This is a genomic window from Pseudomonas sp. yb_5, from assembly GCF_043103865.1.
GTDB lineage: Bacteria > Pseudomonadota > Gammaproteobacteria > Pseudomonadales > Pseudomonadaceae > Aquipseudomonas > Aquipseudomonas putida_Y.
Genome location: NZ_JBICKE010000090.1, coordinates 1 through 25,668, shown reverse-complemented (window position 1 = coordinate 25,668; position 25,668 = coordinate 1). Strand labels below are relative to the sequence as shown.

Annotated in this window: 24 protein-coding genes; 15 read left to right on the top strand and 9 right to left on the bottom strand. The window is 62.6% G+C overall.

Annotated features, from left to right (window positions below):
* Positions 1-452 precede the first annotated feature (452 nt).
* Positions 453-3,167: a magnesium-translocating P-type ATPase gene (gene mgtA, locus ACF8GF_RS15820; protein WP_392487525.1), complete on the top strand. Its 2,715-nt coding sequence runs from the start codon at positions 453-455 to the stop codon at positions 3,165-3,167.
* 21 nt (positions 3,168-3,188) lie between these two features.
* Positions 3,189-3,566: a DUF2493 domain-containing protein gene (locus tag ACF8GF_RS15815; protein ID WP_392487524.1), complete on the top strand. Its 378-nt coding sequence runs from the start codon at positions 3,189-3,191 to the stop codon at positions 3,564-3,566.
* Positions 3,567-3,672: 106 nt separating this feature from the next.
* Here ACF8GF_RS15815 and ACF8GF_RS15810 read toward each other — a convergent pair whose 3' ends face one another.
* The 3 genes from ACF8GF_RS15810 to ACF8GF_RS15800 form a co-directional block, all read right to left on the bottom strand.
* The gene (locus ACF8GF_RS15810) at positions 3,673-4,899 is read right to left on the bottom strand and encodes an MFS transporter (RefSeq protein WP_392487523.1); all 1,227 of its coding nucleotides are present in this window, start codon (positions 4,897-4,899) and stop codon (positions 3,673-3,675) included.
* Between the two features lie 293 nt (positions 4,900-5,192).
* Complete coding sequence (locus ACF8GF_RS15805; protein WP_392461238.1) at positions 5,193-6,068, bottom strand: universal stress protein; 876 nt, start codon at positions 6,066-6,068, stop codon at positions 5,193-5,195.
* Positions 6,069-6,274: 206 nt separating this feature from the next.
* Positions 6,275-7,093 carry a helix-turn-helix domain-containing protein gene (locus tag ACF8GF_RS15800; protein ID WP_392487522.1) on the bottom strand — a complete coding sequence of 273 codons (819 nt, stop codon included), beginning with the start codon at positions 7,091-7,093 and terminating at the stop codon, positions 6,275-6,277.
* Positions 7,094-7,249: 156 nt separating this feature from the next.
* Between ACF8GF_RS15800 and ACF8GF_RS15795 the strand changes: the two genes are divergently transcribed.
* The 11 genes from ACF8GF_RS15795 (at position 7,250) to ACF8GF_RS15745 (ending at position 18,090) form a co-directional block, all read left to right on the top strand.
* Positions 7,250-7,675, top strand: coding sequence for an MAPEG family protein (locus ACF8GF_RS15795; RefSeq protein ID WP_176684121.1), 426 nt, complete (start codon positions 7,250-7,252; stop codon positions 7,673-7,675).
* Between the two features lie 71 nt (positions 7,676-7,746).
* Positions 7,747-7,980, top strand: coding sequence for a hypothetical protein (locus tag ACF8GF_RS15790; protein WP_176684120.1), 234 nt, complete (start codon positions 7,747-7,749; stop codon positions 7,978-7,980).
* Between the two features lie 217 nt (positions 7,981-8,197).
* Positions 8,198-9,229 carry a phosphate ABC transporter substrate-binding protein PstS gene (pstS, locus tag ACF8GF_RS15785; RefSeq protein WP_176684119.1) on the top strand — a complete coding sequence of 344 codons (1,032 nt, stop codon included), beginning with the start codon at positions 8,198-8,200 and terminating at the stop codon, positions 9,227-9,229.
* A 70-nt stretch (positions 9,230-9,299) separates the two neighbouring features.
* Complete coding sequence (gene pstC, locus ACF8GF_RS15780) at positions 9,300-10,268, top strand: phosphate ABC transporter permease subunit PstC (RefSeq protein WP_004574212.1); 969 nt, start codon at positions 9,300-9,302, stop codon at positions 10,266-10,268.
* Positions 10,265-11,158, top strand: coding sequence for a phosphate ABC transporter permease PstA (gene pstA / locus ACF8GF_RS15775; protein WP_003254119.1), 894 nt, complete (start codon positions 10,265-10,267; stop codon positions 11,156-11,158). The genes pstC and pstA overlap by 4 nt, the downstream gene beginning before the upstream one ends.
* A 50-nt stretch (positions 11,159-11,208) precedes the next feature.
* Positions 11,209-11,994, top strand: coding sequence for a phosphate ABC transporter ATP-binding protein PstB (pstB, locus tag ACF8GF_RS15770; protein WP_003254117.1), 786 nt, complete (start codon positions 11,209-11,211; stop codon positions 11,992-11,994).
* 94 nt (positions 11,995-12,088) lie between these two features.
* Positions 12,089-12,787, top strand: a complete 699-nt coding sequence (locus ACF8GF_RS15765; RefSeq protein ID WP_392487521.1) for a hypothetical protein — start codon at positions 12,089-12,091, stop codon at positions 12,785-12,787.
* Positions 12,787-13,386: a hypothetical protein gene (locus tag ACF8GF_RS15760; protein ID WP_021784016.1), complete on the top strand. Its 600-nt coding sequence runs from the start codon at positions 12,787-12,789 to the stop codon at positions 13,384-13,386. Before ACF8GF_RS15765 ends, ACF8GF_RS15760 begins: the two co-directional genes overlap by 1 nt.
* Before the next feature lie 345 nt (positions 13,387-13,731).
* Positions 13,732-14,919, top strand: a complete 1,188-nt coding sequence (locus tag ACF8GF_RS15755; RefSeq protein ID WP_392487520.1) for a porin — start codon at positions 13,732-13,734, stop codon at positions 14,917-14,919.
* Positions 14,920-15,059: 140 nt separating this feature from the next.
* Entirely contained in the window at positions 15,060-16,223 is a 1,164-nt protein-coding gene (nosP, locus tag ACF8GF_RS15750; RefSeq protein WP_003254110.1) for a nitric oxide-sensing protein NosP, read from the top strand.
* On the top strand, positions 16,192-18,090 hold the full coding sequence (locus ACF8GF_RS15745; RefSeq protein WP_392487519.1) for a NahK/ErcS family hybrid sensor histidine kinase/response regulator: 1,899 nt from the start codon (positions 16,192-16,194) through the stop codon (positions 18,088-18,090). Before nosP ends, ACF8GF_RS15745 begins: the two co-directional genes overlap by 32 nt.
* 45 nt (positions 18,091-18,135) lie before the next feature.
* Here the strand turns inward: ACF8GF_RS15745 and ACF8GF_RS15740 are convergent, their stop codons facing one another.
* The 6 genes from ACF8GF_RS15740 to ACF8GF_RS15715 all read right to left on the bottom strand — a co-directional run bounded on the left by ACF8GF_RS15740 (position 18,136) and on the right by ACF8GF_RS15715 (position 23,463).
* Positions 18,136-18,801, bottom strand: coding sequence for a response regulator transcription factor (locus ACF8GF_RS15740; protein WP_209966632.1), 666 nt, complete (start codon positions 18,799-18,801; stop codon positions 18,136-18,138).
* Between the two features lie 54 nt (positions 18,802-18,855).
* Positions 18,856-19,416: a PQQ-dependent catabolism-associated CXXCW motif protein gene (locus ACF8GF_RS15735; RefSeq protein WP_176684113.1), complete on the bottom strand. Its 561-nt coding sequence runs from the start codon at positions 19,414-19,416 to the stop codon at positions 18,856-18,858.
* A 308-nt stretch (positions 19,417-19,724) separates the two neighbouring features.
* Complete coding sequence (locus tag ACF8GF_RS15730; protein WP_392461244.1) at positions 19,725-20,516, bottom strand: ABC transporter permease; 792 nt, start codon at positions 20,514-20,516, stop codon at positions 19,725-19,727.
* Positions 20,513-21,253 carry an ABC transporter ATP-binding protein gene (locus tag ACF8GF_RS15725; protein WP_129932255.1) on the bottom strand — a complete coding sequence of 247 codons (741 nt, stop codon included), beginning with the start codon at positions 21,251-21,253 and terminating at the stop codon, positions 20,513-20,515. The genes ACF8GF_RS15730 and ACF8GF_RS15725 overlap by 4 nt, the downstream gene beginning before the upstream one ends.
* Positions 21,250-22,239, bottom strand: coding sequence for a YVTN family beta-propeller repeat protein (locus ACF8GF_RS15720; protein ID WP_209966628.1), 990 nt, complete (start codon positions 22,237-22,239; stop codon positions 21,250-21,252). Before ACF8GF_RS15720 ends, ACF8GF_RS15725 begins: the two co-directional genes overlap by 4 nt.
* Positions 22,240-22,269: 30 nt before the next feature.
* Positions 22,270-23,463, bottom strand: coding sequence for an ABC transporter substrate-binding protein (locus tag ACF8GF_RS15715; RefSeq protein WP_392461245.1), 1,194 nt, complete (start codon positions 23,461-23,463; stop codon positions 22,270-22,272).
* A gap of 150 nt (positions 23,464-23,613) precedes the next feature.
* Between ACF8GF_RS15715 and ACF8GF_RS15710 the strand changes: the two genes are divergently transcribed.
* The gene (locus tag ACF8GF_RS15710; protein WP_176684110.1) at positions 23,614-24,888 is read left to right on the top strand and encodes a histidine kinase; all 1,275 of its coding nucleotides are present in this window, start codon (positions 23,614-23,616) and stop codon (positions 24,886-24,888) included.
* Positions 24,888-25,526 (top strand): response regulator transcription factor, encoded by a 639-nt coding sequence (locus tag ACF8GF_RS15705; protein WP_003254098.1) that lies wholly within the window; start codon positions 24,888-24,890, stop codon positions 25,524-25,526. Before ACF8GF_RS15710 ends, ACF8GF_RS15705 begins: the two co-directional genes overlap by 1 nt.
* The last annotated feature ends 142 nt before the right edge of the window (positions 25,527-25,668 follow it).

Here is a 25,668-nt window from a genome sequence, read left to right as displayed (position 1 = left end):
GGAGGCAAGCTCATGAACCTCACTTCATTCGTTTCACATCGCCAGCCTGCGTGCCTTGCGCCGCGGCAGGCCCGCGCCTGGCCGCTGCGTCTGCACGGCTATCTTGACCACCACCAGGACCCCCCAAGTAGTTGCGGGGTGCTGGCGCGTCTTCATGCACGCTTGAGCCCCCGCACTTCTCACTGAATAAAAGATATTGAGCGGTATCTTTATGCTCGAGCTTTTCACGTTAAAAGTTCGCGGGATGACTATTGCCCTGTGTTTATGAAAAGGAATTAAACCATGGATTGCGCGAGTAGAAAGTTCGCTGCCGAAACAACTTCCGACTCTCGGCAGCGGACAGACAACTGTCGGAAAGAACCAGCATTATTCAGCGACCCGACATGCCTTCGTTCACCGCCTGAGTGAAACGTCTGTGTGTCGTGCCGCCGCAGCGGCAGGAGCACAGCAACATGACTGTCAAACACCGTAACACCTTATCGGCCAAGGCCGAACGCGAAACCCGCCTGTCCACCCGCGCCGCCCGTGAAGCGCGCAATGGCCTGGCGGTCACCCTCGCCAATCTCGATGCCAGCGATCAGGGCCTGACCGAGCACGAAGCCGCCAAGCGCCTGGCGCGCGATGGGGCCAACCAGGTCGCCCACGGCCCGCAACCCCACGCCTTGGTGCAGTTGCTCAAGGCCCTGCATAACCCGTTCATCTATGTACTACTGACCCTGGCCGGGATCAGCTTCGTCACCGACTACTGGCTGCCGCTCAGCGCAGGCGAAGCCGACGACGCCGACCTGACCAAGGTCATCATCATCATGACCATGGTCAGCCTCAGCAGCCTGCTGCGCTTCTGGCAGGAGTACCGCTCGAACAAGGCTGCCGACGCGCTCAAGGCAATGGTGCGCACTACCGCCACTGTGTTGCGCCGCGAGCAGATCGGGCAAGCCCCGCGCCTGCGCGAAGTGCCCATGGACGAACTGGTGGCCGGCGACATCGTGCAGCTTTCTGCAGGTGACATGATTCCCGCCGATATCCGCCTGCTCGAAGCGCGTGACCTGTTTATCAGCCAGGCCGTGCTCACTGGCGAAGCGTTGCCGGTCGAAAAGTACGACACCTTGGGCAATGTCGCGCAGAAGTCCGCCGCCGAGCATGGCGCCCGCCAGGACAACCTGCTCGAGTTGCCGAACATCTGCTTCATGGGTACCAATGTGGTCAGTGGCCGCGCCCGCGCCGTGGTGGTCGCCACCGGCCGACGCACCTATTTTGGCTCGCTGGCCAAGGCCATTGCCGGTTCGCGCAGTCAGACCGCGTTTGACCGCGGCGTGAACAGCGTCAGCAGCCTGCTGATCCGCTTCATGCTGGTGATGGTGCCGGTGGTGTTCATGATCAACGGTGTGGTGAAAGGCGACTGGGGTGATGCCTTCCTCTTCGCGCTTGCCGTGGCAGTGGGCCTGACCCCGGAAATGCTGCCGATGATCGTCAGCGCCAACCTGGCCAAGGGCGCCGTGGCCATGGCCCGGCGCAAGGTGGTGGTCAAACGCCTGAACGCCATCCAGAACCTGGGCTCCATGGATGTACTGTGCACCGACAAGACCGGCACGCTCACCCAGGACCGGATCATCCTCGAGCACCATGTGCGCTTCGACGGCCAAACCGACAAGCACATCCTCAAACTGGCCTGGCTCAACAGCCATCACCAAAGCGGCATCCGCAACCTGATGGACCAGGCCGTGCTGCATTTCGCCAGCCAGGATCGCCAGTTCCAGGCGCCTTACGCCTACGCAAAGGTCGACGAACTGCCGTTCGACTTCATCCGCCGCCGCCTGTCAGTGGTGGTGAAGAATGCCTTGGGCGATCACCTGCTGGTAAGCAAAGGGGCGGTCGAGGAGATGCTCGCCATCGCCACCCATGTGCAGGAAGGCGACAAGGTCGTTGCCCTTGATCCGTGCCGTCGCCAGCAGCTGATGGCCAGGGTCGATGCCTTCAACCAGGACGGCTTCCGCGTGCTGGTGGTTGCCACCCGGGAGATCCCGGCGGCCGAAGGCAAGGCGCAGTATCACACCGAAGATGAGCGCGATCTGGTCATCCAGGGCATGCTGACCTTCCTCGACCCGCCCAAGGAAACTGCCGGCCCGGCCATCGCCGCCTTGCGCGACATGGGCGTGCAGGTAAAGGTACTGACCGGCGACAACCCGGTGGTCACGTCCAAGGTCTGCCGTGAAGTGGGCCTGGCGCCAGGCCAGCCCTTGCTCGGCCAGGACATCGAGGGCATGGACGACACCACCCTGAAGCTTCAGGTGGAGGAGCGCACCGTCTTCGCCAAGCTCACCCCGCTGCAGAAATCACGGGTGCTCAAGGCCCTGCAGGCCAATGGTCACACCGTGGGCTTCCTTGGCGACGGCATCAACGACGCCGCCGCCCTGCGCGATGCTGACGTCGGTATCTCGGTGGACAGCGGCACCGACATCGCCAAAGAATCAGCCGACATCATTTTGCTGGAAAAGAGCCTGATGGTGCTCGAGGAGGGCGTGCTCAAAGGCCGCGAAACCTTCGGCAACATCATGAAGTACCTGTGCATGACTGCCAGCTCCAACTTCGGCAACGTGTTCTCGGTCCTGGTGGCCAGTGCGTTCATTCCGTTCCTGCCGATGCTGGCGATTCACTTGTTGCTACAGAATCTGATGTACGACTTTTCCCAGCTGTCGTTGCCCTGGGACCGCATGGACAAGGAGTTCCTCAGCAAGCCACGCAAATGGGATGCCCGCAACATCGGCCGATTCATGTTGTGGATAGGTCCTACGTCGTCGATCTTCGACATCACCACGTTCGCCCTGATGTGGTACGTGTTCGCCGCCAACAGCGTCGAAATGCAGGCGCTGTTCCAGTCTGGCTGGTTCATCGAGGGCTTGCTGTCACAGACGCTGGTAGTGCACATGCTGCGCACTCGCAAGGTGCCGTTCTTCCAGAGCACCGCTGCATTGCCAGTGATATTGGCAACGGGGCTGGTCATGGCATTGGGTATCTATATCCCGTTTTCCCCTGTGGGCGCGATGGTTGGCCTGGTGCCGCTGCCGTGGGAGTACTTCCCTTGGCTGGTCGCTACCCTGCTGGGCTACTGCGTGGTCGCCCAGGCCATAAAGACCCTCTATATCCGCCGTTTCGGCCAGTGGTTTTGAGCCATTCAAGGAGATCCGACCATGCGAGTGCTGATCTGTGCAGGACGCAACTACGCCGACACCCGGCGCTGCCGGCAGGCCTTGGACGACGTCCAGCGCCAGCGGCCGATCCGGGTGTTGATCCACGGTGGCAGCCAGTTCCTTGGCGGGGAAATCGAAAGTTGGGCACGCGAGCATGGCGCCGATCTGGTGCGTTACCCGCCAAACTGGCAGTTGCACGGCAAGCAGGCCGAACGCCTGCGCAACCTGTTCATGCTCAATGACAGCCGCCCTGACTTGTTGCTTGCCTTGCCCGGGGGGGATGACACCGAGGAGCTGCTGGCCAGGGCCCGTGGTGCCGAGGTTCAGGTGATTTGCGCCAGGCAACCACGTCAGCCTGAGCGGGGCGATTGCAGCTAATGCAAGCGCCTGGGGCCGTACGGTACCTGTGGCAGCGGGCTTGCCCGCGAAGCAGGCGCCTCGGTTTCACGGCCTCAAGCATTGAGCAGCCGCCCTGGGCGGCTGCTCAGCCTGGCTGCACTGCCAGATCGTTGCTGACGTTGCGCCCCAGCACCAGCACGGTGACAAAGCCACAGCCCACCAGCGCTGTGGCCAGGCTCAGCAGCACCGCAGTGCCCATGTGGTCTACGACTTGCCCGCCGAAGAACGACCCCACGGCAATGATCACCTGGAACATGGCCACGAACAGTGGCATGCCACGCTCGACATCCTTGGGCGCCACGACAAACATCCAGATATTGGCGCAAGCCGGGAACGCACCGAAGGCAAAGCCCCACAGTGCGATCAGCATCGCGGCTCCCGTCATGCCGGTGGCGAAGTGTGGGAACAGGGCGGTGCTGACTGCGATCATGAGCGCGACCAGCATCAGCGTATGCCGCACGCTGCGGTTGGCTGCAAAGCCGGCGAAGATGTTACCCATGAAGCCGGCCACGCCATACAGCAGCAACAATGAACCGATCGTAGGCCCGTCAAAGCCGGCATTCTGTTTGAAAAACGGTGCGACATAGGTGTACGCAGCAAAGTGTGCCAGGCCGATCAGCAATACGGCGATCAAGCCGACCCGTGCTTGCGGGTTGATGAACAACGCCGGCAGGTCGCGGATGCGGATGGCCTTTTCCGGCATCAGCCGCGGCAGCAGGAATACCTGTGCCAGCAGCACCGGTACGCCTACCAGTGCAGTGACCAGGAAAGTCATGCGCCAGCCCATCAGGCCACTCAGCCACGTGCCCACAGGCACGCCCACTACCGTCGCCAGGGTTACGCCCGCCATGATGATGGAGTTGGCTTTGGCTACGCCCATCCCTTCAGGTGCCAGGCGGCCGCTGAGGGCGATGGCTGTGGCCCAGAAGCCGCCAATACTGATACCCAGTAGCACCCGGCCGGCCAACAGCAGGCTGAAGTCGCCGGCGTAGGCCACGATGGCGTTGGCGATGATCATGATCAGCGTCAGGCCGATCAGCAGGTAGCGCCGGTCCAGCGCGCCGACGCCTACGGAAATCAACGGGGCGGCCAACGCAGCCATGATGCCGGGCAAGGTCACCATCAGGCCGGCAAGGCCTGCACTGATGCCAAGGTCGCTGGCCACATCGTTCAGCACCCCCACCGGGAGGAACTCACTGGTGACCAGGGCGAACGCACCCACGGCTACTGAGAGGATTGCCAGCCATTGCTGGGTGACACTCTGTTGATTGTGTTCGGGAAGGCCGCGGGGGGCCTGGCTGTTGCTTGGCATGGGTTAGGTTCCATGAGGGATCTCGCCTGTAGCAGGCGCAAGAGCGGGGGGATTTGCAGGCGATTGTAGAGACGGCCTTGCCTGGCCGACAGGCAGGCCGCTCGATAGTAATCATCAGTGCAATCGATGAAACGCCTTGCGTAGAGCGGCTGCTCTGAGCAATGGCGTCCCGCTTGCGAATGCTATGGGCGGGGGCCTTTCTTCCCTAACCCGCGCGCCGTCAGGCTAGCCAAGGGCGCTTGTGCTTGACCCGGACAGGTGCAAGAGGCGGCACTGCAGCGTGCTCATGCCGCCTATGGCGCCACCAGCACATCACACAGTGATTCGTTCAGCACATGCTTGGTGACGCTGCCCACCAGCAGCTCCTCCAGCGCGCTTGCCCCCTGCTTGCCGACCACAATCAGGTCGCACTCCAGCTCCTGCTCCTGCTCGACAATGCACCAGCCCGGGTTACCGTGCACCAGGACCTGCCGTGCATCGGCCATGCCGGCAGCCTCACTCAACGCCGCGAGTTGTGCTTCTGCATCCTTGCGGATGACATTGCGGTACTGGGTGAGGGTGCCGTGGTCGATATGGGCGAAGCGCACGCTGGCTTCGAATGGCGCTTCGTACACATGCAGCAGAATGATCTCTGCTTGCGGGGCAAGGGCCTTGGCCAGTTTGATGGCGCGCAGTGAAACGGGCGAAAAATCGACTGGCACCAGCACGGTGCGGTAGGCATCACGCGGGGCCGGCTTGACCACGAGCAAAGGGCAGGGCATGTGGTTGAGCATTTTCTGCACGGTTGACCCCAGCAGCAGGCGCCGCGCCACGCTCTGGCCCCTGGCGCCACACACCAGCAGGTCGCTGTGCTTGTCCTGCGCCACCCGGTTGATCTCCGTGATCACCGAGCCGCTGGCAACCTGCACGCCAGCGGAGATGCCGTAGCGCTGGAACAGCATGGCTGCCAGTGCGCGGGTTTTTTCGCCTGCGCTCTCCAGTACGCGTTTCAACAGGTCGTCATCAGGCGTCATCAACTGTTTGAGGCGCTCGAAGGGGGCCGGGTTGGCAACGTAGAGCAGGTCCAGCGAGGCCTGCTGCGCATCGCTCAGGTAGGCAGCGCGCTCAGCTGCGTTGCGGGCGTGTGGGGAAAGGTCGGTGGCAACCAGTATGTGTTTCAGCGGGTTCATGTGGGGCTCCTTGTCCAAGGTTGCGCACCGTGATCAAGCGGTAAACCTTGAGCACAGTGCGCCTGGCGGTACTTGAGTCGTTCCTTGCGTGCAGCCATCGTCGCGCGAACCCGGCGCGAGGGCTTGATTTGGGTCAATGGAGTGTCGGTGCGGCGGCGGATCATGCCGGCAACAGCACGCAACCAGGCGCAGCCAGACCCTGACGTTCAGGCAGTAACGGCCGACCATTGCTCGAACGCTGCCTGCATTCTTTGCCGGGTCTGTGCGTCGGCGGGGATCAGGTGTTCGATGCGCAGTGATTGCACGGTGACATCCAGCGGCATACCGAAGGTGGTGAACGTGGACAGGAACCTCAGCTCGCCATACGGGGTGTTCACGCGGGTCAGCAACAAGGGGGTGGCTGTCGCCGTCTGGCACGGGCTTGCCGGGGCCGGCAAGTCGCGCAAGTGCGCTGCCAGTGCCGGATTGCCTGCGGCCTCCCTGGATGCGCGGTGCCAGGCTGCAGCGCGGATTTCCGGCGCGTTGACCAGGTGATCACCCAGACCACCGGGGCACAGCAGTGTCTGCAGCAGGTTGAGGCCGGTCGCCGGCTGTGCGCTGACACCGGCCATCGCCAGCAGCAGCCCGGTACTGGTGTTGGCGGCGATGACGTCCCAGCTGCTGTCGATGACGATCGCCGGAGCGGGGTTGTTCACCTGCAGAATATGCTCGATGGCAGTATTCACCAAGGCCAGTTCAGGCGCATCGAGTGGCGTGGCGGCATAGCGGGGCGCGTATCCAGCAGCAACGAACACTTCATTGCACCGCTCCAACGGCGTATCCAGGGCCGACAGGAGGGCATGCAAGGTGCCTGGGCTGGCTTTGGCGCGTCCTGTTTCCACACAGCTCAGATGACGCTGCGACAGCCCTGTCAGCAGCGCCAGTTCCAGCTGGCTGAGGTTGGCCTGACGGCGCAGTTCGCGAAGATGCTGGCCCGCTGAGATGTGCGGGGCAGGGGTGCTGCGATGGAACAGATGATGATTCATGCGTTGCCCTGATCGTCCTTGAGTGCAATGTCCATGACCTCACGGGTCATTGAGTGCAAGCAACCCTATCACTACTGTGCCGGTAAACCCTATCAAGGAGAGCCCTATGGGCTTGCGTAACCTGGTGACCAGAGGCGTTGCCGAGGGGGGCCAGCCATGAGCGGTGCTCTGCAGGTCTATGCGCTGTGCGTGGTGGTGCTGTCCCTCAAGATGTTCCTGGTTTCCTGCTATCAGGGCTATCACCGCTTGCGCTTTGTCGCGTTCACCAACCCGGAGGACGCTGCCGTGTTCAGGCGCGTCGCCCAGGCCGTTGAACGCCCGCAGGTGATACGTGCTGCCAAGGTATGGGCCAACGATCTGGAGAACATCCCCATGTTCTTTGCCCTCGGCGGGCTGGCTGTCGCGCTGGAGGCAGCCACGCTGCCGGTGCTGTGGCTGAGTACGGTGTTCACGGTTGCCAGGGTCCTGCACACGCTGGCCTATCTGCGGGGCCTGCAGCCATGGAGAACGTTGTTCTATGGCATTGGGGTCATCTGCCTGCTGGGCTTCTGCTCACTCATCGCAGCGAAAATAGGCGACTGACCCAAAATATTGCATGAGTCATCTTGATGCTTTCACATAGCAGTACTAATACTTAAGCACTGCCGAAGGGGATGATCATGCAAACACGCTTCGTTGTGGTTCCCGCAGTGCCACCCAAGAAAGAGGCTTATCCTCGGCGGCTTGGCTTTCCCGCCGCACTGGGGGAGGGGTATGACCTCTATGACACGCAAGACAAGATGCGTCTGAGCCTGAACTTTTCCACCCGTGCCCAAGCCGAGTTCGAATGTGCATGCCGCAACCGCTGTGGGGATGCCGGTGATGCAGATCTCGCCAGTATTGGTTGATCGCCTGCAGTGGCCCGGTTCTTGTTCCTTGTGCTGCTTTGCAGGGGCTATCGCCACATTCAAGCGTTTGCGATGAGGCTGGAACCGTTTCAGGGTTCCGGCTCAGCGGCTGATGGCACAGGCAAAAAGCTCTACTGCGCGGCTTGCCATTCAACAGTCACAAAGTTGTAACACAGCTGATGCAAAGTGTGCTGGCCATCACACGGAGCACTTTTTGATGAAACGCCTGATGAAGTCTGCTGCACTCGCCGTTGCGGTTTCCCTTTGCGCCACCTCGGCAGCCTTTGCTGCAGAAAACGTCCGCTTGACCGGTTCGGGCGCCAGCTTCCCTGCACCGATCTACCTGACCTGGTTCAAGGACTTCAGCAAGAACACGGCTGGCGTCACCGTCGATTACCAGTCCAAGGGCAGCGGTGCGGGCGTTCAGGACTTCCTGAACAAGACTGTCGACTTCGCCGCCAGTGACTCGGCCATGAGCGAAGCAGACATTGCCAAGGTTGGCGAAGGCGTGCAGTTGCTGCCAATGACAGCCGGTGAAATCGTCCTGGCTTACAACCTGCCGGGTAACCCTAAAGGGCTGAAGCTGCCGCGCGACGTCTACTCCAATATCTTCCTCGGCAAGATCACCCAGTGGAACGACCCGCAAATCGCGGCGGCCAACCCTGACCTGAAGCTGCCTGCCACCCCGATCACCGTGGTCGTGCGTGCCGACTCCAGCGGCACCACTGCCGTCTTCACCAAGCACCTGTCGGCCATCAACGCTGACTTCAAGCAAGGGCTGGGCGAAGGCAACACCGTCAACTGGCCGGCCACCGACAAGTTCATCAAGTCGCCGAAGAACGACGGCGTAACCGCCACCGTCCGCCAGACCCCGGGCGCCATCGGCTACATCGAGTACGGCTTCGCCAAGCTGGCCAAGGTCGATTTCGCCGTGTTGCAGAACAAGGCTGGCCAATACGTCGTGCCGAATGCCGAGAGCGGTGCCGAAGCACTGGCAGCGGTGAACATGCCGGAAAACCTGGTGGCCTGGCTGCCTGATCCGGACGGTGCCAAGTCCTACCCGATCACTTCCTACACCTGGATGATTTTCCGCAAGGACAACGGCAACCCGGAAAAAGCCAAGGCCATGCGTGAAATGGTCGAGTACAGCCTGACCAAAGGCCAGACCATCGCCGACTCGATGGGTTACATCCCGCTGCCGCCGTCGGTAGTCGATCAGGTGCGTAAAGCGTCCGCCAACATCCAGTAATACCCAGGCGCTCCCGGTATCGGCATGAAGCCGTGCCGGGGGTGTTTGTCTCTTGTCCCGGAACTCGCCAATGAACACTCCTTTTGCCATACCGGATAACCCCGACTCCGCGTGCCAGCCACCGTCTGCGAAAGACTTCCTGGTCGATCGCACCTTCCGTGCGCTTGCGCGCATTGGCGTGGTGCTGGTGCTGGCGCTGGTCTTCGCGCTGGTCTACGAAGTCGGCCGCAAGGCACTGCCCGGCATTGAAAAGCACGGTTTTGACGTGTTGTTCGGCAGCGTCTGGGACGTTAACCAAGGCAAGTACGGTATTCTGCCAGCGATCTGGGGTACGCTTTACAGCGCCTTGATCGCCCTGTTGATCGCCGGTTTCTTCGGCGTCAGCATGGCCATTTTCCTGACCCAGGATTTCCTTCCGGCCAAGCTTGCCGCGGTGTTTCGCACCATCGTCGAGTTGCTCGCCGCCATCCCCAGCGTGGTGTACGGCCTGTGGGGCATCTATGTGGTCATCCCGGCGATTCGCCCGCTGACCGCCTGGCTGAACAGCGAGCTGGGCTGGATCCCGTTTTTCGGCACCTCCCTCAGTGGCCCAGGCCTGCTGCCTGCGGCGCTGGTGCTGGCGATCATGATCCTGCCGACCATCGCGGCGGTTTCCCAGGATGCGCTGACCAGCGTACCGATGAAAACCAAGCAGGCTGCCTACGGCATGGGTACCACCCACTGGGAAGCCATCCTCAAGGTGATGGTGCCCTCGGCGGCTACCGGCATCTTCGGTTCGCTGGTGCTGGGCCTTGGCCGTGCACTCGGTGAAACCATGGCGCTGGCCATGCTGGTCGGCAACGCCAACACCATTTCCCTGTCCTTGTTCGCACCGGCCAACACCCTGGCGGCGCTGCTGGCGCTGAACTTCCCGGAAGCCGGCCCGAACGAGGTCGAAGTGCTGATGTACGCGGCACTGGTGCTGATGTTCATCACCCTGCTGGTGAACGTCCTCGGCTCTATGATCATGCTCTACGCCCAGCGTGGTAACAAACAATGACTGACCTGACGACCCCTGTAGCCGCGTTGCCCAGCCTGCAGCGCAAGCTGGAAGGCCGCGCCCTGCGCAGCCTGGTATTGACCACCCTGGCATGGTTTGCGGCACTGGTGGCCAGCGTGCCGCTGATTTCCGTGCTGTACATGCTGATCACTCGCGGCGGGGCACGCCTTAATCTGGAAGTGTTCACCGAACTGCCACCTACCGGCTTCGAGATGGGCGGTGGTTTCGGTAACGCCATGGCCGGTACCTTCGTCATGGTCGGCATTGCCGCCGCCATCGCTGTGCCGGTCGGTATCCTGGCAGCGGTGTTCCTGGCCGAGCTCGGCCCCGACAGCAAGCTGGCCAACGCTGCGCGCTTTGCCGCCAAGATGCTCACTGGCCTGCCATCGATTCTGGCCGGGGTGTTTGCCTACGCCCTGGTGGTGATGACCACCGGCACCTACTCGGCACCGGCAGGCGGCGTGGCCCTGGCGGTGCTGATGCTGCCGATCGTGGTGCTCACCGCTGAAGAGTCGATGAAGATGGTGCCCAAGATCATGAAGGATGCTGCCTACGGCATGGGCTGCACCCGTGCCCAGGTGATCTGGAAGATCGTCCTGCCCACCGGCCTGCCGGCCATCCTTACCGGGGTGATGCTGGCCGTGGCCCGCGCCGCTGGCGAAACCGCGCCACTGCTGTTCACCGCATTGTTCAGCAACTACTGGATCTACCACGACGGCGACCTGGCGGTGATGAACCCCACAGCCTCGCTTGCGGTACTGATCTACAACTTCTCCGGCATGCCGTTCGACAACCAGCTGGAGCTCGCCTGGGCGGCCTCGCTGGTGCTGGTCATGATCGTGCTGGTCATCAACATTTTGAGCCGAGTCTTCGGCAAGCCCAAGTATTGAGAAAGGGAGCATCCAACTTGAACGTATCCACTGCGCAAAGAGCCGCTCCCATGGTCAGCGAAGCCCCCATCGTCATGGACTGCAAGCTCGACAAGATTTTCTACGGTAACTTCATGGCCGTGCGTGACAGCCATGTGCCGATCAGGAAAAACGAGATCACCGGTTTCATCGGCCCTTCGGGCTGCGGTAAGAGTACCGTGCTGCGTAGCTTGAACCGTATGAATGACCTGGTGAAGGGCTTCCGTTTCGAAGGCCATGTGCACTTTCTTGGGCAGGATGTCTACGGCAAGGGTGTCGACCCTGTTGTAGTGCGCCGCTATATCGGCATGGTGTTCCAGCAGCCCAACCCGTTCTCGATGAGCATCTTCGACAATGTGGCCTTCGGCCTGCGCCTGAACCGCTACAAAGGCGACTTGGGCGATCGCGTGAAGCACGCCTTGCAAGGCGCCGCCCTGTGGGACGAAGTGAAGGACAAGCTCAAGGTCAGCGGGCTGTCACTGTCCGGTGGCCAGCAGCAGCGCCTGTGCATCGCCCGTGCCATCGCCACCGAGCCGGAAGTACTGTTGCTGGACGAGCCCTGCTCGGCACTCGACCCAATCGCCACCCGCCGCGTGGAAGAGCTGATGGTCGAGCTGAAAAAGGACTACACCATCGCCCTGGTGACCCATAACATGCAGCAGGCGATTCGTGTGGCCGACACCACCGCTTTCTTCTCGGTGGATATTTCCCAGGGCACCCGCACCGGCTACCTGGTCGAGATGGGCCCGACCGCGCAGATTTTCCAGAACCCCCGCGAGCAGCTGACCAGCGACTACATCAGCGGCAAGTTCAGCTGAGCCCTGCAAGCCCAAGGTGGGCGGGTGTTGCAGCCAGGAAGGTTGCAACGCCCGGCCGCGTTACCTTCCGTTAAAGTGTTACCCGGGATTACCAATGCGAGCGACGCGTCGTCTTGATCTGTCAGCGGTAGAGCGCGCACTGCGCGAGGTGCAGGGCCGCTTTACCGAACTCAGCCAGCATTTCACCGAACCGCGGGACCCGTTTACCGACGAGGTACTGCTGAATGTGCTTGAAGGCTATGCGCTGATTGACGACTATGTCGCCCGCGGTATCGACCTGTTCGACCTGCAACAGCTGAACCTGATGCTGGAAATCAATGCCACCGTGCTATGCGGCAGCGATCCGGCCTGTCGCCTGGAATTCGCCCCACACCTTGCGGCAACCGAAGCGCACTTTTTCAACAACGTGGAAGGTGGCATCAAGGATTTGTACAACTGGTACTGCTCGTACCGCAGCGATTCGATCTGGAAGCGGGCGGCGGGTGTGTATGTACGCATTCTCAGCAAGCCGCAGCTGTTCATCGAAGGCAACAACCGCACGGGTTCGCTCATTGTCAGTTACTTGCTGATGCGTGCCGGGCTGCCGCCATTCGTGCTGTCACTGGACAACGCCGAGGGTTACTTCAACCCGTCCTCGGTCATACGCAACTCCGCCAAACACGGTGTCAAGGCTTTGTACGAACTCCCCAAGATCAAGAAAAAGTACGCCGCTTTCCTGGAAGCGAAGGCGCCTGAGCCCGGCAAGTTCTTCCTGAGCGGCACGCCCGAGCCTGCCTGTGAGGGGAGCCGCTGATGCAACATTCATCACTGTTCGCACGAGGGCGGCAAGCCATCGAACGCAAGCTCAAGCGTGGCCAGGTACGCATTTCGTTCGATATCGACGACACGCTGGCCTGCCTGCCCGAGCACGCTGCCGCCGAGGACAGCAAACTGCCGGGTTTCGTCCATCGCTGGCTGGGTGAGCCCCTGCGCAGCGGCACCCGCGAACTGATCCGCGACCTGCGCCGCCAGGGCTGCAGCATCTGGATCTACACCTCGTCGGGGCGCACCCCGGCTTACATCCGCCGGTGGCTGATGCTTTACGGCATTCATGTCGATGGTGTGGTCAACAGCGATCGGCACCAGCATATCCTGGCCCAGCGCGGGCTGGAAAATTCACCCTCCAAGCTGCCTTCGGCTTTTGATATTGATCTGCACGTAGATGATTCCGAAGGCGTGCGCCTGGAAGGTGTCGACCACGGTTTCCGCGTGGTGGTGGTGTGCCCGAAGGATGAGCACTGGGCGCAGAAGGTGAAGGATGCGGTGGTGGATGTGCAGGCACGGCTGGCCTGGCAGCAACCGCACCGCTATGAGATGCCTGCTTGCCAGCGTTCGCAGGCGCTGGCTTCCTGAAGCCAGGAAATTCCGCTCAGACAATGTAATGGGGGCTGCTTTGCAGCCCTTCGCGGGCTCGCCCGCTCCCACAGGGGTCGTGGATATCCTGAAATTGTGGGAGCGGGCGAGCCCGCGAAGGGCCGCAAGGCGGCCCCGGTTCATTCAATCGTATTGATACCCGCCTGCCACTCCTGCCTGAGCCATAAGTCTCGAACCAGGACCCAAGCAGGTACCGGGACCAAATCACCGGGCCGCACCCTCCCGCCCCAAAGCACTCGCCACCCCACGCCAAAGCAGCGTTCCTGGCAATTTGCCCCCTTCTGATAATCGCCTCCGACATCCCGTCCCCGTTTGGAGCGCGCCATGCACAACAACAATAAGCACCTGCCGCCTCGTTTTCTCGCAGCCGCCATCGCCAGCTTTTCTGCGCTTGGCCTGAGCAGCGTCGCCGAAGCCGAGATCATGCTGTACGACAAGGACCAGACGACGTTTTCCACCGATGGCTATATCAACGCCTTCTACGTCAACAGCGAGGTCGACCGTGAGGGCGAGCAGTTTGACCGCCGCCAGTCGCGGGTGAAGATGGGCTTCTTGCCCAACTACCTCGGCTTCAACATGGGCAAGCAGGTGGATGACCTGAAGCTCGGCGCGCGTGCCTCGTTCTGGGTAACCATCAACGACAGTGAAACCAACGGCACCGACACCGCCATCGACGTGCGCCAGTTTTACGGCACGGTGGCCAACCCCGAGTGGGGCGAGGTGCTGATCGGCAAGGACTTCGGGCTGTTCGCCCGTTCCAACATCCTGCTCGACGAACTGCTGGCCGGTTATGGCCAGGTCAGCGACACCCTGGGGCTGGTGGACGGCGGCGGGGTTTCGTTCGGCAACATTGGCAGCGGTTACCCATACCCGTTCCCTACCTCGCAGATCACCTACCGTACGCCAGTGATGGAGGGCCTGCGGGTGGCGGTGGGCATCATGGACCCGGTGGACACCAACGACAGCAGCCCGACCGGAAAGGCCTATCAGGAAAACCCACGCACCGAGAGCGAGATCACCTACCAGTTCGACCTGGGTGGGGCGCAGATCTACAGCTGGGTCAACGGCAGTTACCAGACCTCGGACAATACTGACTCCACGGTAGAAACGATCACTTCCAAGGGGGTGGGTTACGGGGTGCAGGCAAAGATGGGCGGCTGGTCGCTGACCGGTTCGGGGTTCCAGGCCAAGGGCATCAACCCGTTCTTCACCAACAATGCCGGCGAACCGGTTCTGCGCAATGTCGACAGTGACGGCTACCTGCTGCAGGGCTCTTACAAGTTCGGCAAGAACCGCGTGGCGCTGTCCTATGGCAAGACCAAGGACGATGGCAATGGTGCGGTTGGCAGCGGTGCGGACTACGAGACCCGGGGGGTGGCGCTGTTCCATGACATCAACGACAACCTGAAACTGGTGGCCGAGTACAACCAGTTTTCCATCGACGGGCATGACACCCGTGCGCAGAACGAAGACACCGATACCTTTGCCGTGGGCGCGGTATTGACCTGGTAAGCGCCCGGGGCCGCAAGGCGGCCCCGATTGACGCGCTCTTTTACGCCCATGGAACCGCCCACCCGCTACCCAAGTAGCATTCGTCACCCGCCACCACCTCCTTAAACTGATCGCTCAGCCACCCCGTGCCGGAGACCACGATGCAGCAGGCTCATAACGACGGTGTGGTCAGTGCCATGTCTCAGGCGACCGACGCGCGGCTGGCCGCCCAGGACCTGGCGCGGCAGTTGCTGCACCCGCACTTGGGTTTCGTGCTGTTCTTCTGTTCCGCCGAATATGACTTGCAGGCTTTGGGCGAAGCGTTGGAGCAGGACTTTGGCGGCATACGCCTGGTCGGCTGCACCAGCGCCGGTGAAATCACACCGTTGGGCTACGGCCGTAATTGCGTGACGGCGGTGGGCTTCGATCACCGGCACTTTTCGATCGCCACCGCGTTGATCGATGAAATGGAGCGCTTCAGCCTGATCGACGCGCAGCAGATGGTCGAGCGGCTGGTCGGCACCTGCCGCAGCAATACCCTGGCGCCAATCAAGGGCCACAGTTTTGCACTCACACTGCTCGATGGCTTGTCCAGCCGCGAGGAAATGGTGCTTGCCGCACTCAGCGCAGCACTGGGGGATATCCCGCACTTCGGCGGCTCGGCCGGTGACGACAACTACCTGAACCGCACCCATGTGTATTACGGCGGTACATTCCACAACGGCGCAGCCGTGGTGGTGCTGGTCAACACCTGGCTCGACTTCGAAGTGTTCACCACGCATCACATCCTGCCGCGCCAGGAAAAGCTGGTGGTAACCGGTGCCGACAGCGCCCAGCGCCGGGTTTTCGAACTGAATGCCGAACCGGCGGCCGAGGAATATGCCCGCCACATCGGTGTGCCAGTGGCCGCGCTTGATCACCGGGTGTTCGCCGCCCACCCGCTGGCCGTGCGCATTCATGATCAGTACTACGTGCGGGCGATCCAGCAGATGCATCCTGACCTCAGTTTGAGCTTCTACTGCGCGGTGGAGAACGGCATCGTGCTCACGGCCATGACTCCGGGCCCGCTGTTGCCGAACCTGCACCAGCTGTTCGATGGCCTGCACCAGCGTCTCGGACCGTTGCTGCTGACCATCGGTTGTGATTGTTTCCTGCGGCGGCTGGAGCTGGAGGCCCATCACGGCCTGGAGCCGGTCGGCGCGTTCCTGCGCGAGCAACGGGTGATTGGCTTCAACACCTACGGAGAACAGTTCAATGGCATGCACATCAACCAGACCTTCACCGGGGTCGCCATTGCCCGCAACCGACCTCCTGTCGGTCGCTGAACTGCAGGCCGAGCTGACCCGGCTGCAGCATCAGAACCACAAGCTGCAGCGCATCAATGACGCACTGATCGAGCGCATCGAGTCGGGCGTGACCCGGGGCAACGACCCATACGCCGCGTTCCAGCATTCGGTGGTGCTGGCCGAGCAGGTGCGTGAACGCACCGATGCGCTGAACCAGGCCATGGCCGAGCTCAAGGCCGTCAACCGCCTGCTCAGCGAGGCCCGGCAGCGGGCCGAGACGGCCCACCAGCACCAGATTCGCCTGATTACCGACAACGTCCCGGCACTGATCGCCTACCTGAATGCCGATCTGGTCTACGAATTCACCAACAAGGTTTACGAAGAGTGGTATTGCTGGCCGCATGGCGTGATGCTGGGCCAGAGCCTGCGCGAGGCCCACAGCGAGCAGCACTACCAGCGCCTGGAAGGCTATGTGGCACGGGCGCTGGCGGGGGAGAGCGTGACGTTCGAGTTCGCCGAAACCAATATCAACGGCCAGGAACGCTACATGCTGCGCTCGTACGTGCCGAACCGCCTGGCCAGTGGCGAGGTGGTGGGCATCTTCGTGCTGATCCGCGACATCACCGAGCGCCGCAACACCGCGCAGGCGTTGCACCAGGCTTATCAGCATCTGGAGCAACGGGTACGTGAACGCACTGCCGAACTGACCAGCCTCAACGACCAGTTGCTGCGCGAAATCGAAGAGCGCAGCCAGGCCGAGTCGCGTCTGCGCGAGGCCAAGCGCGAGGCCGAGCAGGCCAACCTGTCGAAAACCAAGTTCCTTGCTGCGGTCAGCCATGACCTGTTGCAACCGCTGAACGCGGCGCGGCTGTTCACCAGCGCGTTGCTAGAGCGCGACGAGCCGCAAAACGCTGCCCACCTGGTGCGTAATGTCAGCAATTCGCTGGAGGATGTGGAAAACCTGTTGGGCACGCTGGTGGATATTTCCAAGCTCGATGCTGGCGTGATCAAGGCCGATGTCGCTCCGTTCGCCCTCAGCGAGCTGATGGACAACCTGGCCGCCGAATACGCCCAGGTGGCGCGTAGCGAAGGGTTGGCGCTGCACTTTGTGGGGTGTTCTGCCGTAGTGCGCAGTGACATCCAGCTGCTGGCACGCATCCTGCGCAACCTGCTCAGCAATGCCATCCGCTACACCCGCAGCGGGCGCGTGGTGCTGGGGTGTCGGCGCCAGCGCGGTGGTGTGCGGATTGAAGTCTGGGACAGCGGCATCGGCATTGCCGAAGAACACCTGGAAGACATGTTCCTGGAGTTCAAGCGGGGTGAGGTGCAGCGCCCGGACCAGGACCGTGGGCTGGGCCTGGGCCTGGCGATCGTGGAGAAGATCGCCGGCATCCTCGGCCACCGGATCCGCGTGCGGTCATGGCTGGGCAAAGGCTCGGTGTTTGCTGTCGAGGTGCCGCTGAGTGCCACCGCACCCAAAGCCCAGCCGAGCCAGGCGATCTGCGAGCCGATGCTCGAACGCCTGCGCGGGGCGCGGGTGTGGGTGCTGGATAACGACGCGGCGATTTGCGCGGGCATGCGCACCTTGCTGGAAGGCTGGGGCTGTCGGGTGGTCACTGCGCTGTCGGAGGAAGACCTGGCGCGTCAGGTGGACAACTACCACGCCGAGGCCGACCTGCTGATTGCCGACTACCACCTGGACAATGACTGCAATGGTGTCGACGCCGTAGCGCGGATCAATGCCCGCCGTGCCCAGCCGCTACCGGCGCTGATGATCACTGCCAACTACAGCAACGATCTCAAGCAGCAGATCCGCGAGCTGGGTCACACACTGATGCACAAGCCCGTACGGCCCATGAAGCTCAAGACGGCGATGAGCCATCTGCTGGCCAGTGGCGTGGCATAGCGGTTGGCCGCTTCGCGGGTTGACCCGCGAAGCGGCCGGAACAGGTCAACGGCGCAGATAATCAGCAAAATCGATATCGCCAGCACTGAGGATGGCTTGTACCCGGTTGTGCACATTGAGCTTGCGCAAGATCGCCGAAACGTGGGCCTTGACGGTGGTTTCGGCGATGTCCAGCGTGTAGGCGATCTGCTTGTTCGATTCGCCTTTGGTCATGCGCTCGAGCACCAGCAGTTGCTTGCGGGTCAGGGCCTGGAGCATTTCCGGCGGGAAGCTCGGGGTATCGTTATGGCGCCGGCTGGTACTGCTTTTCTGCGCGCGGATGATGTCTGGCGGCAGGTAGACATTGCCATTGAGGATCTGCTCGATCGCTTCGATCATCTGTGAACGTGGCGACGATTTGGTGATGAAGCCCACGGCACCGTAGGTAATGGCCTGCAGCACGATCTGCTTTTCCTGCTCGGCCGAAACGATGACCACCGGCGTGGTCGGTGCCTCGTTGCGCAAGGTGATCAAGCCATTGAGGCCGTGCATGCCGGGCATGTTCAGGTCGAGCAGGATCAGGTCGAGGTCGTCATGCGCCTGGGTCAGGGCCAGGGCGCTTTCAAGGTCGGCGGTCTCCATGACCTCGCTGCCCTGGAAACCATCGCTGATGACATTGTGGATGGCTTCGCGAAACAGGGGGTGATCGTCGGCAATCAGAATTTTGTACATGGCCTTTTCACCTTGTTTTTATTGGATGGAGCGGGGCACGCCTACGCAGGCATTTCAGGGGAACGGCACCGGTTGTGCCGGCTGCAATGGCAGGTTGGCTTGCTGCCAGGCATCCAGGCCGTCGCGGTACCAATACAGGTTGTTATAGCCCAAGGCTTTCGCGCGTTTTACCGCGTTCCAGCTTAACCAGCAATCGGAGCGGCAGTAAAAGACCAGTGGTTGGTCCGGGTGCCCGGCCGTGGCTTTTTGCAGGTTGCGCACGAAGTAGTCCTGCCATGCCGGGCTCAGTGCGCCGTCGCCGGTGTTGGCCAGCCACAGGCTGCCGGGGAGGTTGCTGTGCGGTTCGTCTTCGATGAAGCGACCTTGCAGCCATTGACGGCGATAGACGTCGATCAGCACCGGCCGGGGCGTCTGGCCCAGCAGGCTTTGCAATGTGGCGGTGTCGACGACCTGGCCGCCTTCGACCTGTTGCGGGGTCGGGCTGCGGTAGTGCGTGGTGCGATAGCCGTCGGCGGAGAACAGCGGCGCCGTGTCAGCCTGGGCGATACCTAGCGTCAGGCTCAGCGAAAGTACCGCCAGCAAGGGGCGTGGCAGCCGGGGCAGGGCACGTGGCATGGAGGTTTTCCCTTTTTGTTATGGACTCATTACATGCCAGTGGCGGTGCTTTGTGAATGCGACGATAGACAGTAAATGCAGTACTAAAGTAGTAGATGGCCGGGCGCCTGAAGGCATGGAGACGCCCTAGGGAGCAACTGTCTTGCTCAATTTCTGAAAGCTGGCGCGATCCCTGTGGGAGCGGCCTTGCGTCGCGAAAGGGCCGCGCAGCGGCCCCAGGATCTCGGCATCATGCATAGATTGCTGGGGCCGCTTTGCGGCCCAATCGCGACACAAGGCCGCTCCCACACGCGTTGCACGCCAGGTTTTCAGCGCGGCTTGCGCAGCGCTGCATGCTGAGGGTTGAAGGTGAGGATCGCCAGCAGGGTGAACAATGCGGTCAAGCCCAGGCACACCGCCAGCGCCAGCATATTCAGCCGCTCATAAAGCGCAAACCGCACCAGCTCTACGGCATGGGTGAACGGATTCACAGCACACAGCCAGTACAACCACTGACTGGCCTCGCGCATTTTCCACAGCGGGTACAACGCCGAAGACAGGAAGAACAGCGGGAAGATCACGAAGTTCATCACCCCGGCGAAGTTCTCCAGCTGGCGGATGGCGTTCGACAGCAATAGCCCCAGGGCACTGAGCATGAAGGCCACCAGTAGCAATGCCGGCAGGGCCATCAGCAAGCCCGCAGCCGGTGGCTGTACCCCGTATAACCAGGCGATGGCGAGGAAGGCATAGACTTGCAGCAGGGAAATCAATGAAGTTGCCAGCAGTTTGCTGCCCAGCAGGAACGGGCGTGGCAGCGGGCTGGTCAGCAACACGCGCATGCTGCCCATCTCGCGGTCGTAAACCATCGACAGTGAGCCCTGCATGCCGTTGAACAGCAGAATCATGCAGGCCAGGCCGGGGATGATGTACACCTCGTAGGGGATGTAGGTGTCGTAGGGCTCGATGATGGCAATGCCCAGCGCTGCGCGAAAGCCGGCAGCGAATACCAGCAACCACAGCAGCGGGCGCACCAGCGCGCTGAGCAGGCGTGTACGCTGCAGCACGAAGCGCAGCCATTCGCGCAGCATGATGCCGTTGAAACATTGCCAGTAAGCGTTCATCGGGCGTTGGCTCCTGAGGGGGCGTTGGTCAGGCGGGCAAAGGCGTGATCGAGGTCACCACCGTGCTCAAGGCTCAGCGCATCGGCGGTGCCACTGGCCACCAGGCGCCCCTGATGCAGAATCAACAGGTCATCGCTGGGCTGCACTTCGTCCAGCAGGTGAGTGGCCCACAGCACACTGAGCTGCTGCTCGCGGCACAGCCGGCGCAGGTGCTGGTTAAGCGCCAGGCGGCTGGCCGGATCGAGGCCGACGCTGGCTTCGTCCAGCAGCAGCAGGCGCGGTTCGTGCAGCAGCGCGCGGGCAATTTCCACCCGCCGCCGATGGCCGATGTTCAGCTCACGCACACGATCGCGCCGGCGTTCACCAAGGCCTTGGCGGGCCAGTTCGGCTTCGACCCGCAGGTTGCTCTGGCGCCGCGACAGGCCATGCAAGGCGGCGTGGTAACGCAGGTTCTGTTCAACGCTCAGGTCCAGGTCCAGGGTGCTTTGCTGAAACACCACGCCCAGCTGGCGCAAGGCCGGGCGTGCAGCGTTGCGTAGCGAGCAGCCGCACACGCGGATGTCGCCATGCTGCAGGTCGTACAGGCGGGTGAGCAGGGCGATCAGGGTCGACTTGCCGGCACCATTGGGGCCCAGCAATGCGGCGAAGCGCCCGGGTGCCAGGCTGAAACCGACCTGCCTGAGTGCCTCGCGCTGGCCATAGGCAAAGCTCACGTCACTGACATCGAGGGCGTTCATGGTGTCACCACCACACCCCAGGGGTAGCGCCCGACCTTCACCGACTTGAGCACTTTGAGGTTCTTTGCATCAATGACCGAAACGTCACCGCTGACACCGTTGGTGGCCAGCAACTGGCGCTGGTCCGGGGTGAATGCCAACTGCCAGACCCGCCGCCCGACCAGCAGGTAGTCGAGCACATCAAAGGTCTTGGCATCGACTACCGCCACATGGTTGGCCGGGCCCAAGGCGACGAAGGCGTACTTGCCATCGGCGCTGAGCTTGATGCCCACTGGCTGGACTTTGTCCGGGTGCACGCCCTTGATCTGGAAGTTCAGGGTTTTCAGCACCTGGCGCGTGGCCACGTCGAGTATGGTCACCGTGCCGCCGATCTCTGCCGAGGCCCACAGGTGCGAACCGTCTTTGCTGAACTCGACGAAGCGCGGGCGCTGGTCGACCAGCGTGCTGTCGGCCAGGGTCTGGGTGCTGGTGTCGATCCAGTGCAGCATGTTGGTGGTTTCGCTGGTGTTGACCGCCCACTTGCCGTCAGGGCTGACCGCCATGCCTTCGGGTTCGATGCCAACGTCGATCTGCCCGAGTACCTTGTCGGTGACGGTGTCGATCACCGTCACCAGCGCATCGTCCTCGTTTGATACATACAGCCAGCGGTCGTTGGGGTGCAGGGCGAACTGCTCGGGGTCCTTGCCGGAAGGCAGCTCCTTGATGATCTTGCGGGTGGCCACGTCCATCACCTGCACCCGGTCCGAATCGCTGGCGCAGATATACAGCAGCTTGCTGTCGTGCGACAGCAGCAAGCCACGCGGGCGCTGGCCCACCGGCAGGGTTTCGGTGACTTCCAGCGTTTGCATGTCGATCAGGCTGAGGCTGTTGTCCTTCTCGTTGGAGACCCAGGCGGTGGCAGCCATGGCGTGACTGCTGGCCAGCGCCAGGGCGCCCGACAGCAGGCTGGGGTAAATCAGGGCCCGGTGGAAGAGGGGGCGGCGCATGGCGGATTCCTTATTGTTGTGGTTGTCGGGTCAGGGGTAGCTACACGTCACTTCGGGCTTGTCATAGCCCAGGCTGTCCATTTCGTTGAAGGGATGCAGGAAGCCCTCCTGCGGCGAGGTGCTGACCAGGGCGCGGGGCTGAACCAACGGGATCGGCTGGCGCAGTTCGCCGTTCCACGGGCGGTAGCTGAGCTTGCGCCCCTTGAAGCCGTCCAGCGGCAACTGCTCGCTGAGCAGCAGTTGCTGAACCGCGCGAGGTTCGGCCAGGCGCAGCTTGCTGGCCGCACTGGCGACACTGCGTACAGCCATCCAGGCGGCGAAGTCACGGTCATTCATCCAGCGCCCGGCCTGGGCCTCGAAGCGTTTTTGCAACTGCGCCGCCCCGAAGGTTTCCACCGTCTTGTGCCAGCCCGTGGGGGTCAGGCCCTGGGTACCGGCCACCGGGCGCGGATACCACGTCTGGTAAGGCAGGTACTCGCCGAAGTCACCGCGCTCGTCGGCCACCAGCACCACGTCGTATTCGGCAGTCTGGGTGAACAACGGCATCTCGGCCTGGGCGCTGCGGCGCTGGTCGTTGTCGAAGGTCCAGGTTTTTTCCGCAACCAGTTGCACGCCAAAACGCTTCACCGACCGGCGCAGGGCAGCGGCGTACGCCTGGTCGTCCGGGGTCTGGCCGACCACCAGCAGTGCCCGTTGCCATTTGCGCAGTACCAGGAACTGCGCCAAGGCATCGGCCAGCATGGCCCGGCTCGGCAGGCTGTGCAGGACATTGCCCAGGCACTGGCTGCTGCGCAGGCTGTCGTCGGGGCTGCCGGCGTTGAACAACAGGCTGTCGGGCAGGGCGGTAGACAGCGCGCGCAGGCTGGCGGCCGGGGCATTCACCACGAACAGGCGCAGGCCTTGTTCATGCTGGGCCCTGGCGGCTTGCAGCAGGGCCTCGGGGCTGTCGACGTTGGCGCTGGTCAGCTGAAATTGCTGCTTCAGGAAACGTCCGGTGCTGTTGCTGTCGGCAATGGCCAGTTCGGCACCTTGTAGCCCGGCATCGCCGGGTTCGGGGATGACGTTGGACAGCAGCGGGCCAGCGGCGGGGCGATAGCCCAGGTAGCCGATGCGTATGTGCAGCGGGGCTGCGGCCTGGCCCTGAGCGGCGGGCGCCAGGGGGGCAGCCAGCGTTGCGGCCAAGGCCAGCAGGCAGGTCAAGGCAAGGTGGGCAGGCTGGCGCATAACACACTCCACGGCAGATGGCGCCAGCATAGGAAGCCCGCCGGGAGGGGGAAATATGCAGAAAGTAGCGCTCGGCCGGTACCAAGGTAGTAATTCAGTGCGGGGGCCGCAGTTTTACGATGGTCCACAACGGCCTGAGGAGAACCGCTTGTGCGCCTTGTCAACTTGTCGGCCCTGTGGCGAGTCAACCTCTGGGTCACGTTATGCTTCGCCTTGGTGACACTGGCTTGTGCCGGGGTGCTGTTGCACCAGGCGGTGGCTGACGTCGAGCGTGAGTTGCAGTCAGCCGAAGCGGTGGTGGCGTACCTGGGCGACACCGCCGAACGCGACCCGGTAAACCTGCAGCCCGGTTTGACCAAGAGCCTGCGCCATGTGCGGGTGCATTGGCTGGCAGCGGGTGAGGTGCCAAGGCTGCCGCAAGAGGCTGGTATGGATGCCTGGCTCGGCCGCCAGTTGTTCGGCGAGCGCTACCACAGCAGCCGGCTGCTGGACTTGAGTGATGGCCGTCGTGTGTTGATTGCCGTGGATGCGCGGGATGAAATCGATGAAGTCTGGGACTCCCTGCAGCAACTGCTTGGCGTGTGTGGCCTGGCATTGTTGCTTAGCCTGTTGACCATCCGCTGGGCGGTACGGCGGGCCATGAACCTGCTGGATGAGCTGCTGGGCGCCTTGCACCAGGTCTCGGGCGGGCAATTGACGGCACGCCTGCGCGAAGCCGGCCTGCCGGAAGCGCGCCAGTTGGCGAAACACTTCAACCGCATGGCCGCAGCCCTGGAGCAGGCCCAGGCCGACAATGCCCAGCTGACCCAGGCCCTGCTGGCGGTGCAGGAGCAGGAACGTACCCAGCTGGCGCAGACCCTGCACGATGATCTGGGGCAATACCTGGCAGGCATGCGTGCCCAGCTATGCCTGCTGCGTATGGTGGCCGAACAGCCAGAAGTGGTGACGCAGACGGCGCAGGCCCTTGAACTCAACTGCGAGCGCCTGCAGCAAGGTTTTCGCGCGCTGGTGCACAACTTGTATCCGGTGGCGCTGCACTACATGCCGCTGGCCGAGGCCTTCGGGCTGTTGGTGAGCCAGTGGCAGGCCAGCCAGGGTATCGAATGCCGGCTGCGGGTTGGCGAGCACTTGCCGGCGCTGACTGGGCCGAGCCGAACGCATTTGTACCGCTTGTTGCAGGAGGCGCTGACCAACGTCGCCCGGCATGCCGGTGCCAGCCAGGTGCGGGTACGCCTGCAGCGCAGTACCAAGGGCTTGCGCCTGTTCATTCGCGACAACGGCTGCGGCGCCCACCAGCCCCAGCGCCCAGGGGTAGGCCTGCACTCGATGGCCGAGCGCGCCCGCAGCCTTGGGGGCGAGTTACGCATTTTCAGCCGCCCGGGGGGTGGCTGGGCGCTGGCCCTTAACATTCCCGAGGAGGTGTGATGAATATCGTGTTGGTCGATGACCACGCCGTGGTCCGCCAGGGCTACGCCAGCTTGCTGCGGGCGGTGCTGCCATTGGTGCAGGTACGTGAGGCCGCCAGTGGTGAAGAGGCGCTGGCCAGGGTCCAGGAGCAGGTGCCCAACCTGGTGATCATGGACTTTGGCCTGCCCGGTATCAGTGGCCTGGAAACCACCCGCCGCCTGCGCCAGCGCCTGCCGCAGTTGCGGGTGCTGTTTTTCAGCATGCACGACGAGCTGCCGCTGGTGCGCCAGGCACTGGATGCGGGGGCTTCGGGCTACCTGACCAAGAACTCGGCGCCCGAGGTGCTGATCGAGGCGGTGCAGCGGGTGTTGGCCGGGCATGCCTACATCGAGCAGCCCCTGGCCACCCAGCTGGCTTGCCTGTCACAGCAAAGTACCAGTGACCCGCGGTTGCAGCGCATGACCCAGCGCGAACTGGAGATATTCACGATGCTGGCCAAGGGTACCCCGGCGCGGGTGATTGCCGAGCAGTTGTGTATCAGTGCCAAGACCGTGTCCAACCACCTGACCTTGCTCAAGAGCAAGTTGCAGGTCAGTTCGCATGCCGAACTGGTGCATCTGGGGATTGACCTGGGGGTGGTGCGGGTGGCGGGGTGAGGTATTTCACTGCACCTGTTGGGGCTGCGTCGCAGCCCACCGCGCACAACGGAATGAGTCCCCCCCGACATGTGTCTACCACCAATCTGGTGTAGGAGCGGGTTTACCCGCGAATACGGTAGCGGCGGCAACAGTGAACGGC